This is a genomic window from Armatimonas sp. (genome assembly GCF_043760365.1).
Lineage (GTDB): Bacteria > Armatimonadota > Armatimonadia > Armatimonadales > Armatimonadaceae > Armatimonas.
The window spans coordinates 1-8,266 of the sequence record NZ_JAYUPA010000916.1; the positions used below are offsets into that span (position 1 = coordinate 1).

Consider the following 8,266-nt stretch of genomic DNA (forward strand, 5'->3'; position numbering starts at 1 on the left):
TGACTGGGGCGAAGCTGAATAATGCGAAGATGACTGGGGCGAGGCTGAATAGTATGCCTGAGTCGGATGTGACTGGTGTGCCTTCGCCGAAGATGCGTCCGGTGAATCTGAGTAAGGCGGATCTGACTGGGGCGAATCTGACTAAGGCGTATCTGACAGAGGCGAATCTGCGTGGGGCGAAGCTGACTCAGACGAATCTGACTGGGGTGGATCTACGTAGTGCGAATCTGAGTAACGCGAATCTGAGTAACGCGGATCTGACTGGGGCGAGTCTGCGTGAGGCGAATCTGGAAAAGGCGAATCTGAGTCTGGCGGATCTGCGTCAGGCGGATCTGACTAAGGCGAATCTGTATTTGGTGAAGATGGCTGGGGCGAATCTGAGTAAGGCGAATCTGGAAGGGGCGGATCTGAATACGACGGATCTGACTAAGGCGAATCTGAGTAAGGCGGATCTGAGTAAGGCGGATCTGAGTGGGGCGGATCTGACTGGGGCGAATCTGAGTGGGGCGAATCTGAGTGGGGCGAGGCTGGGTAATGCGGATCTGAGTGGGGCGACTCTGACTGGGGCGAATCTGAATACGGCGAATCTGAATACGGCGAAGCTGACTGGGGCGAATCTGGGTGGTGCGGATCTGCGTGGGGCGGATCTGGTTGGGGCGACTCTGACTGGGGCGAAGCTGGCTGGTGCGGATCTGCGTGGTGCGGATCTGCGTCAGGCGAATCTGAGTAAGACGGATCTGACTGGCATCGTCAAAGACAAGAATACCAAGGGCCTCCCTCGCTAACCCTTGTCCTCGTCCACATACCACACGGGCGGTAGGGACAGCGCGGAGTGCTGTCCCTACCCTTTGGTTGTGCTACTTACTTCCTCCGCCGTGCTACGATGCCACCCGCCATGCCCAGCGCGAGCAGGGCGATGGTGCCTGGTTCGGGGGCAGCAGAGCCGGAGGAGGAAGTCATCCCTCTATGCTTGTTGAGCGAGCTTGTTGAGCCGACGCAACTCCAGAGCGCGCTGGCGGACGATCTCCATCCGGTCAGAGCGGCGATCCGCCTGGGACATCGAACCCTGGACCTTCGAGTACAGCGCGTCAATAAGCTTGAACTCGGCGTCGCGCCAAGCGATCCAGCTTCGTTGCGACGCTTGTAGCTGCCCCTTCTGCGGCGTGGGAAGCTTCGCGTTGAGCTCCTTGTAAACCCGATTGAGTTCGGTATCCCAGAGTCTGTAGCCCTCGATCATCGCAGCGCTCATCCCCTGCGTAGTCGAGTCCTTCTTCAGAAGAGCATCGATCTTTCGGTCGATGTCTGTCTTTTCCTCCATCAGTTTCCTTCTCCTTTCGAAATCGCCGAGCCAAGCAACGGTCAGCAGTAGCGAGGTTCTACGGATGTATTTCGATATCCTTCAATTAAATTCTTATGAGCCTTTTTCACGAATGGTTTGCCGAGGCCTGAAAGTCCCCCGCCCAGAGGCCGCGTCAAATGTCTCCCTCCCTGCGGGCTCGGCCCGCTTCGCGCGGAGCGCGGCCCAGAGATGGCCTTTCAGGCCATCGAAGGGGATTCGTGAAAAAGGCTCTAGTGAATGCCGATTCGTCACGCAGCCATTTGAGGTTCTGCAATAAACGAGGGTTGGCTAAACCGCCGTCGGTTGAGCCGGACTCGTAAATACGGCGCAGGAAGCAACAAGAGCGCGTACCAAGCCACGACCAGCTCGGCGGGGGGCGAGGCGACGGAGAGCGCGGCGTAGGGGAGGGCGGCGAAGGCGAGCGCGAGGGTTTTAAGGAGCGTGAGTCCTAGCCCGATAAGCCACCAGAGCGGGGTGAGAAACGGGAGCAGGGCGGCGAGGAGGCCGAGCAATAAAAGTAGCTCGGCGAGGGCGGCGATGGGCAGGTTGGCGAGTGGTGCAACCCAGGAAAATAAATTGTAGTGGTACGCAACCAGCGGCGCGGAGCCGACTTGGGCGAGCAGTCCGACTAGCAGACCAACGACGCAGGCGCGGAAGAAACGGGTAAGGAGCCGCTGCTCGGGCTCCCAGGGCCAGATGAGATTTTCGAGGGGGCGTGCCCAAGCCACTAAGACACTCACCGTGGCAAACGAGAGCTGCGTTCCGGGATCGTAGAGGGCGAGGGGCTCGGGGAGCAAGATTAAAATGGCGGCGAAGGAGAGGGTGTGGAGCGGCTCCGCCTCGCGCCTCAGCAGGGGAGCCAGGAGGAGCATTGTGGTCATGACGGCGGAGCGCATCACGGCGCCGCCTGTGCCTGCCGCGAGGGCGTAGGTCCAGAGCAGGGCCAGCGCCAGAAGTGTCGGGAGCGGCTTTCCTCGGCCAAAGAGTGCCACCAGCACGGCGGCAAAGACACTGAGATGCAAGCCCGAGGTGGAGAGAATATGGATCGTGCCGGTTCGAGCGAAGGCATCTTGGAGGTTTGCGGGAAGCTGGCTCCGGTCGGAGACGAGCAGGCCCGCCAGAAGTCCTGCGTTTTCGGGCGAGAGGTAGGCATGGCAGGCACTTCGGATCGTCTCACGGAGCCGCTCGGCGGGCGTGGCGCGGCGTAGCAGAAGCTGCATGTCCACGCGGTTGGCATAGAGTACCGTGTGAATCCCTTGGCGCAGCAAGTAGGCCCGGTAGTCGAATTCGCCGGGGTTGGTGGCGCGGGGGGGAAGCTCCAGGCGTCCATGCACGGTGATGTGATCGCCTCGATGTAGCGCTTGGTTTGTGGAGGTTGTCACTTGTGCTCTGCCCTCTGCACTTGTTAGGACAAAACGCAATCCTCCCTGCCGAGTGGGTTCAGGGGCGCTCCCCACGGTTCCGCTCAGAATCTGGTAGCGCCCGGCGGCTTGCACCAGCGCGTCGGGGCGCAGGGCACGCTGGGTTTGGGCGAGAGAGAAGAGCAGGAAGGGAAGCAGCAGAAGAAAGGGAGCCAAGGCGGGGCGGCGCAGGAAAACAACGCCCGTGACGGCACATGCGAGCGCGAGGGCATCAAAAATCAGCGGCTGGTGGGCAAAGAGCGGCGCGGTAAGAATAAAGAGTGGTGCGGTAAGAATGCCGAGCACCACGAGCGCGAGGGCGCAAAAGAGAGGACGCAGGCGCACAAGCTAGCCTCTGTCTCCCAGGATACGGCAGCGGGGACAGCTCATGCCCGTGCCGCCCAGAAAAGGCGCGACCAGTTCGCCGCAGCCGGAGCAGGGAACCCAGCCGTTGTCGAGCCGCCAGTTGCGTAGCCGTAGCTCGGTGAAGCGCGTGCGGCGGAGGCGCTCGCGTAGCTCCGGGTCCTTGATGGCGTAGATACTCTCCTCGATTTGCTGGCGCTCGCGCACGGAGAGCGCGATGGAGTCAATCTCCACCTCCGGCTCCTGCTTGGGAGTATCGGGCAGGGGTTTGATACCACGGCTCTGGAAGTGAATATCCGTAATGACGGGCGCGCGCGAGGTTCCCAGCTTGATATTCAGGCGCTTGAGGATGTCGGTCTTATAAAATGTCAGCTCGTTGGCCCACACCGATGACTTGGCGGAGACACGCAGCACGCCACCGCTGACACCTAGCACCTCGGTTGCCGCCGCCACTTGCTCCCCGACAACCTCGGCCCAGACAATCGGGGCGGTGTGCTCCTTGAGCTTGCGCAGCATCTCGCGCCCTCCCAGCACGCGCTCCATGTCTATCCCCAGCCGGGTGACTTTTCCGCCGCGCCTCACGAGCTTGCCGCCTCGTCCAAAAGCACCGTGCAGGTGCCATCGGTAGGCGCGACACCCAGTACGGGCAGCGTGTTCACCATCCCCGAGCCTGCCCGCCAGAGCGCCACTTTCTCTTTCTTGTTCGCCCCCGTCGCCAAAAATAACACGTTGCGAGCAGCGTTGATGAGTTTGAAAGTGAATGTCACGCGCTCCACGGGCGGCGGCAAGACTCCTGGCGTCGAGTGCGTCACCCAGCTTGTCGCCGTGAGCGCGGCTTTCCCAGGAAAGAGCGATGCCGTGTGCCCATCATCGCCCAGGCCCAGCAGTATCAAGTCAAAGCGCGGCTCTGGTCCGAGCACGGCAATCAGCTCATGCTCATACTGCGCGGCGCACTCGGCAGTGTCTAGTGTTGTCTCGGCAGGAACAGGAAAGGTTGTCCTGGGACTGAGCGGGAGCAGGCGCAGTGCCATCCCGGCGTTGCTGTAGCGGCTCGTCGGCGCGACGAATCTATCGTCGGAGAAGAACACCGTGATCTGTGCCCAGTCTAGCGTGCGTGTCGCCAGGATTTTGTAGAGCCGCTCCGGGGTGGAGCCGCCTGCTAGCGCGACCACAAACCGCCCCCGTTCGGCGATGGCGGTCTCGGCTAGAGAGCAAAAACGAGCCGCCGCGTCACTTGCAGCGGCATCAGGATCAGGGAAGGTGAGAAACGTCGGCTGCATGGCCCTATTGTATCGCCCTGTCAGCGCACTTCAGACACAGGGCACGGAACTGAATTGTTGGACCTGTCGCAAAGAAGTTTTTGCCCAATGGAATCGGGTGGCTATTTTCGGTCGCCGTACCACTTTTTGGTGAAGCTCTGGTAGTCTTCGCTGGCTTTGATCTTGCGCCACCAGGCCTCGTTGTCCACGTACCACTTCACGGTCTGTTCAAGCATCACCTCAAAGTCGCGGCGGGGGGCGAAGCCGAGCGCCTGCATCTTGTCGGTGTTGAGACTGTAGCGCCGGTCGTGGCCGGGCCTGTCGGTGACGTAGCGAATCAGGCTTTCGGGTTTACCAAGGGCTGCGAGAATCCCCTTGACCACATCAATATTGTGCCGCTCGGAGCCGCCACCGACGTTGTAGATCTCACCGGGCGTGCCTTGGTGCAGCGCAATGTCAACCCCGATGCAGTGGTCCAGAACCCACATCCAGTCGCGCTCCTGCTTACCATCGCCGTAGACGGGTAATGGAATGTCCTGCATCGCATTGGTGATCATCAGCGGAATCAGCTTCTCAGGGTAGTGGTACGGCCCAAACGTATTGGAGCCGCGCGTCACGATGGTGTTCAGGCCGAAAGTCACGTTATAAGCGCGCACGAGAAGCTCGCCCCCGGCTTTGGCTGCCGAGTACGGCTGGTTGGGTTCCAGCGGATCACCCTCTTTGAACTCGCCGTCGGTGCTTCCGTACACTTCATCCGTCGAAATATGATGAAATCTAATGTGTTTGTACTTACGCGCGGCTTCTAAAAGCACCCCGACGCCATTAAAGTTCGTGCGCTGCGCCGTCTCGGGGTCTAAGATCGCGCGGTCGTTGTGACTCTCGGCGGCGAAGTTAATGATGCAGTCCACGTTGCGGGCGAGGTTATCCACGAGAGTCGCGTCCTCGATCCGGCCCTGGAAAAATGCGAAGCGCGGGTTGTCCCAGAGATCGTGGAAGTTGTCCGTGTTTCCGGCATAGGTGAGGGCATCGAGCACCCAGACCGTGTAGTCAGGGTACTTGCCCAGAAAGTAGCGTACAAAGTTGGAGCCAATAAACCCGGCCCCACCGGTTACAAGAAAGCGTTTCATTCGGCTTTATTATACGCACGTTGCGGAGCATTCAGCACTTCGGGGACTATATTTGCAAGTTTGGCGTATTCCAGGCTTAGGGTTCCAGGCTCGATTCGGTTGAGCATCCAAGCGTCGCCTGTCCAGAGGAAAGTCCAGAGTGTCTCCAGAGAGTCAATCTTATCTTCGCCCTTGATGACCTTGCCTGTTGCTTTCTCGCGTAGAAAGTCCCAAACCTCCGACCGAATGCGCACCACCACGCGCGAGCCGACTGAGTTTTCTGCTTCGGTGGCGTGAGCGACAAAATACGGCTCAATGGACTGGATTTTATTGAGATCACAGACATTTTCCCAGCCTTTATGCTCCCACTCAGCGAGCAAGAGTTGTTGGTTTTCCCAGTACCAGTCCGTGACAAACTGCTTGGATTTTTCCAGCTTCCCCTGTGACCACTCTGACCACATCCAGGTAAATGCATCCTGGGCACGATCCCGTAGCGTCAGCCACTGGTACTGGGGAAATACTGCTGCCAGACGGGCTAGGTCGGCCTGAGTCTGTTTGATTTGGCGTTTCTCTTTGATCATGGTGATGATTACCAGAGGCAAAAGAATCGGTAAGAGGAGCAGAAGAATCCACCAGCCCACTGGGTTTTTAAAGACACCGCCCGGTCCCGCGAGTGCTGGTGCGGCCATGAATAGCCCAAGGACAAGTGCTAAATACGCACGCTGCTGCATGAGAATCGTCTCCTTAAGGGCTTATTGTGACGGACAGACAGGTAAAATGCAAGTCATGACACTGACGACTGACCAGATGCGGTTCTTTCACCTCAACGGCTTTCTCGCAATCACCGAACCCATCACCGATGATGTAGAGCTTGCCTGGATGCGCGAGGTCTACGACCGAATCTTTGCGGAACGCGCCGGGCGCGAGAGCGGCGATCAGTTTGACCTAGGCGGCACCGACGAAGACGGCAAGACGGAGGCGCTCCCGCAGATTCTGAATCCGAGTAAGTACGCTCCGGAGCTTAAAGACGGCAAGTATTTAGCAGTGGCAACAGAAATCGTGCGGCAGTTGCTTGGCCCGGAAGTCTCCGCAGGCGTTGCCCACGCCATTTTCAAACCGGCGGGGCACGGTGCCCCAACGCCGTGGCACCAGGACGAAGCGTATTGGGATCCGCAGTGGCAGTATAAAAATGTCTCGATCTGGATGCCGCTGCAAGAAGCCACGCTGGAGAATGGCTGTCTCTGGTTCATGCCCGGCAGCCACGAGTGGGATGTTCAGCCCCATCAGAGCATCAACGGCGACGCCCGCATCCACGGCCTCGAAATGCTGGATACTGGGTTTGCCAAAGACGCCATCGCCTGCCCGCTCCCACCGGGCGGCATCACGATCCACCGAAATCGAACGGCGCACTATGCGGGGCCAAACACCTCAGCGATTCCGCGCCGGGCGCTAATTTTGGGAGCTGGCCTGCCCAACAAGCCTCGTCCTGGTGCTTCGCGGCGCTTTCCGTGGAACGAGATTAAAGAGACACCTCGTGAGGCACGCGCAAAGGCATCAACAAAGTCCGGGTAGCGGCATTACCGGAGTCCCCCCGATTGGAACGAGGGGACTGGAGAGCCTTTGGCTACAAAGGGCGTGCCGCCCATAAAATGAGTATGGCAGGACTTCAACCGGTAGTCACCAGCTCGCGGCTCTCACTGCGGGCTTCGGTTTCTTCCTCCACGAAGCCCACTTCGAGCTCTTGCCAGGTGCGCCGTGCTTCCCACCAGCCCGTCGTGGTGGCGCTCATGCTGCCGCGCTTGCCATCGAAGATCGCCCACTTGCCCCGCAGGAGCTTGCCCTCATTGAGAAGCTTGCCCTCGTAGCGCACCGGCACGAGGCTGCGTTTCTTGAGGCGGTAGACCTTGGTGAAGATCACTTCATCGCCGACCTGCCGGGCGTGGTGGACTACCGCCTCACCCAGCGGACCCTCATCGAGGATCGTGCCGTGAAACATGCCATCTAGCCCGACGGCGGAGAATGTTGCCTCGAAGCCGCAGGGCTCTCGGGGTTCGTGATCGAAGTGGTACTCTCCGAGCCAGCCTCCGGCGACGGTTGCCATGAAACGCTAGCCTTCGACCAAGCTCACGAACTGGTCAATCTCAGCACGGACAACATCTAGCGACGCGGTCCAGAACGCTTCGCTCTCGATGTCTAGCCCGAAGCGGCGTGCCAGCTCCGTGGCATCGGCCATTCCAGTCTGTGAAAGAAGGTCGTCGTAGGCGGCGCGGAAGCTCTCGGGGTTTGCTTCGTACTGTGCGTAGAGCCCCAGGCCAAAGAGAAAGCCGAACATGTAGGGGAAGTTGTAGAACGCGGAGCCGTAGTAGTGGCCCTTCACCGCCCACATGTAGGGGTGCAGCGCGTTTTCGTCCAGACCATCGCCGTAGGTCTCGCGCTGCGCGGTGAGCATCAGCTCGCAGAGCTCCGCCTCGGAGAGATCGCGCTCGCGGCGCTTCTCGATCACGGCCTTCTCAAACCGAAACCGGCTATCAATATCTACGACGACCTGGCAGGAGTTCTGTAGCGAGGCCTCGAGAATTGCAAGGCGCTCCTGTGGCTCCGCGCTTTTTAGGGCGGCGTGCTTCACAATGGTCTCGCAGAAGATACTGGCCGTCTCTGCGAGAGTCATCGGAGTGCCGGACTGGAGAATCGTGCGGTCTTTCAAACACAGATTGTGGTAGGCATGGCCCAGCTCGTGGGCGAGTGTGCTGACACCATCGAAGCTCGGGCGAAAGTTTTGCATGATCCGCGACTCGCCCG

At 59.7% G+C, this 8,266-nt stretch carries 11 protein-coding genes; 2 read left to right on the top strand and 9 right to left on the bottom strand.

Annotated features, from left to right (window positions below; all coding sequences use genetic code 11):
* On the top strand, nt 1-785 hold a 785-nt coding region (locus tag ACH2EH_RS22890), incomplete at its 5' end, for a pentapeptide repeat-containing protein (RefSeq protein WP_395145401.1).
* Between the two features lie 76 nt (nt 786-861).
* Here ACH2EH_RS22890 and ACH2EH_RS22895 read toward each other — a convergent pair.
* The 7 genes from ACH2EH_RS22895 to ACH2EH_RS22925 form a co-directional block, all read right to left on the bottom strand.
* The gene (locus tag ACH2EH_RS22895; RefSeq protein ID WP_395145403.1) at nt 862-960 is read right to left on the bottom strand and encodes a PEP-CTERM sorting domain-containing protein; all 99 of its coding nucleotides are present in this window, start codon (nt 958-960) and stop codon (nt 862-864) included.
* 4 nt (nt 961-964) lie between these two features.
* Complete coding sequence (locus ACH2EH_RS22900; RefSeq protein WP_395145404.1) at nt 965-1,318, bottom strand: lysozyme inhibitor LprI family protein; 354 nt, start codon at nt 1,316-1,318, stop codon at nt 965-967.
* 269 nt (nt 1,319-1,587) lie between these two features.
* Complete coding sequence (locus ACH2EH_RS22905) at nt 1,588-3,084, bottom strand: ComEC/Rec2 family competence protein (RefSeq protein ID WP_395145405.1); 1,497 nt, start codon at nt 3,082-3,084, stop codon at nt 1,588-1,590.
* Nucleotides 3,085-3,087: 3 nt separating this feature from the next.
* A complete protein-coding gene (locus ACH2EH_RS22910; RefSeq protein ID WP_395145407.1) occupies nt 3,088-3,684 on the bottom strand; it encodes a DciA family protein in 597 nt (198 codons plus the stop codon).
* The gene (gene pgl / locus ACH2EH_RS22915; RefSeq protein WP_395145409.1) at nt 3,681-4,382 is read right to left on the bottom strand and encodes a 6-phosphogluconolactonase; all 702 of its coding nucleotides are present in this window, start codon (nt 4,380-4,382) and stop codon (nt 3,681-3,683) included. The genes ACH2EH_RS22910 and pgl overlap by 4 nt, the downstream gene beginning before the upstream one ends.
* Before the next feature lie 101 nt (nt 4,383-4,483).
* On the bottom strand, nt 4,484-5,488 hold the full coding sequence (gene rfbB, locus ACH2EH_RS22920) for a dTDP-glucose 4,6-dehydratase (protein WP_395145411.1): 1,005 nt from the start codon (nt 5,486-5,488) through the stop codon (nt 4,484-4,486).
* A complete protein-coding gene (locus tag ACH2EH_RS22925; RefSeq protein ID WP_395145412.1) occupies nt 5,485-6,198 on the bottom strand; it encodes a hypothetical protein in 714 nt (237 codons plus the stop codon). Before ACH2EH_RS22925 ends, rfbB begins: the two co-directional genes overlap by 4 nt.
* A gap of 55 nt (nt 6,199-6,253) precedes the next feature.
* On the opposite strand from ACH2EH_RS22925, the gene ACH2EH_RS22930 reads away from it, so the two are divergent.
* A complete protein-coding gene (locus tag ACH2EH_RS22930) occupies nt 6,254-7,039 on the top strand; it encodes a phytanoyl-CoA dioxygenase family protein (protein WP_395145414.1) in 786 nt (261 codons plus the stop codon).
* Nucleotides 7,040-7,133: 94 nt separating this feature from the next.
* Here the strand turns inward: ACH2EH_RS22930 and ACH2EH_RS22935 are convergent, their stop codons facing one another.
* Complete coding sequence (locus ACH2EH_RS22935; protein ID WP_395145416.1) at nt 7,134-7,568, bottom strand: hypothetical protein; 435 nt, start codon at nt 7,566-7,568, stop codon at nt 7,134-7,136.
* A 6-nt stretch (nt 7,569-7,574) separates the two neighbouring features.
* Nucleotides 7,575-8,266 (bottom strand): M3 family metallopeptidase (locus ACH2EH_RS22940; RefSeq protein ID WP_395145418.1); only part of this gene is annotated, 692 nt, incomplete at its 5' end.

Coding starts and splice junctions, on each gene's coding strand:
- ACH2EH_RS22895 (WP_395145403.1), bottom strand. CDS start 960: ATGACTTCCTCCTCCGGCTCTGCTGCCCCCGAACCAGGCACCATCGCC.
- ACH2EH_RS22900 (WP_395145404.1), bottom strand. CDS start 1,318: ATGGAGGAAAAGACAGACATCGACCGAAAGATCGATGCTCTTCTGAAG.
- pgl (WP_395145409.1), bottom strand. CDS start 4,382: ATGCAGCCGACGTTTCTCACCTTCCCTGATCCTGATGCCGCTGCAAGT.
- rfbB (WP_395145411.1), bottom strand. CDS start 5,488: ATGAAACGCTTTCTTGTAACCGGTGGGGCCGGGTTTATTGGCTCCAAC.
- ACH2EH_RS22925 (WP_395145412.1), bottom strand. CDS start 6,198: ATGCAGCAGCGTGCGTATTTAGCACTTGTCCTTGGGCTATTCATGGCC.
- ACH2EH_RS22930 (WP_395145414.1), top strand. CDS start 6,254: ATGACACTGACGACTGACCAGATGCGGTTCTTTCACCTCAACGGCTTT.
- ACH2EH_RS22935 (WP_395145416.1), bottom strand. CDS start 7,568: ATGGCAACCGTCGCCGGAGGCTGGCTCGGAGAGTACCACTTCGATCAC.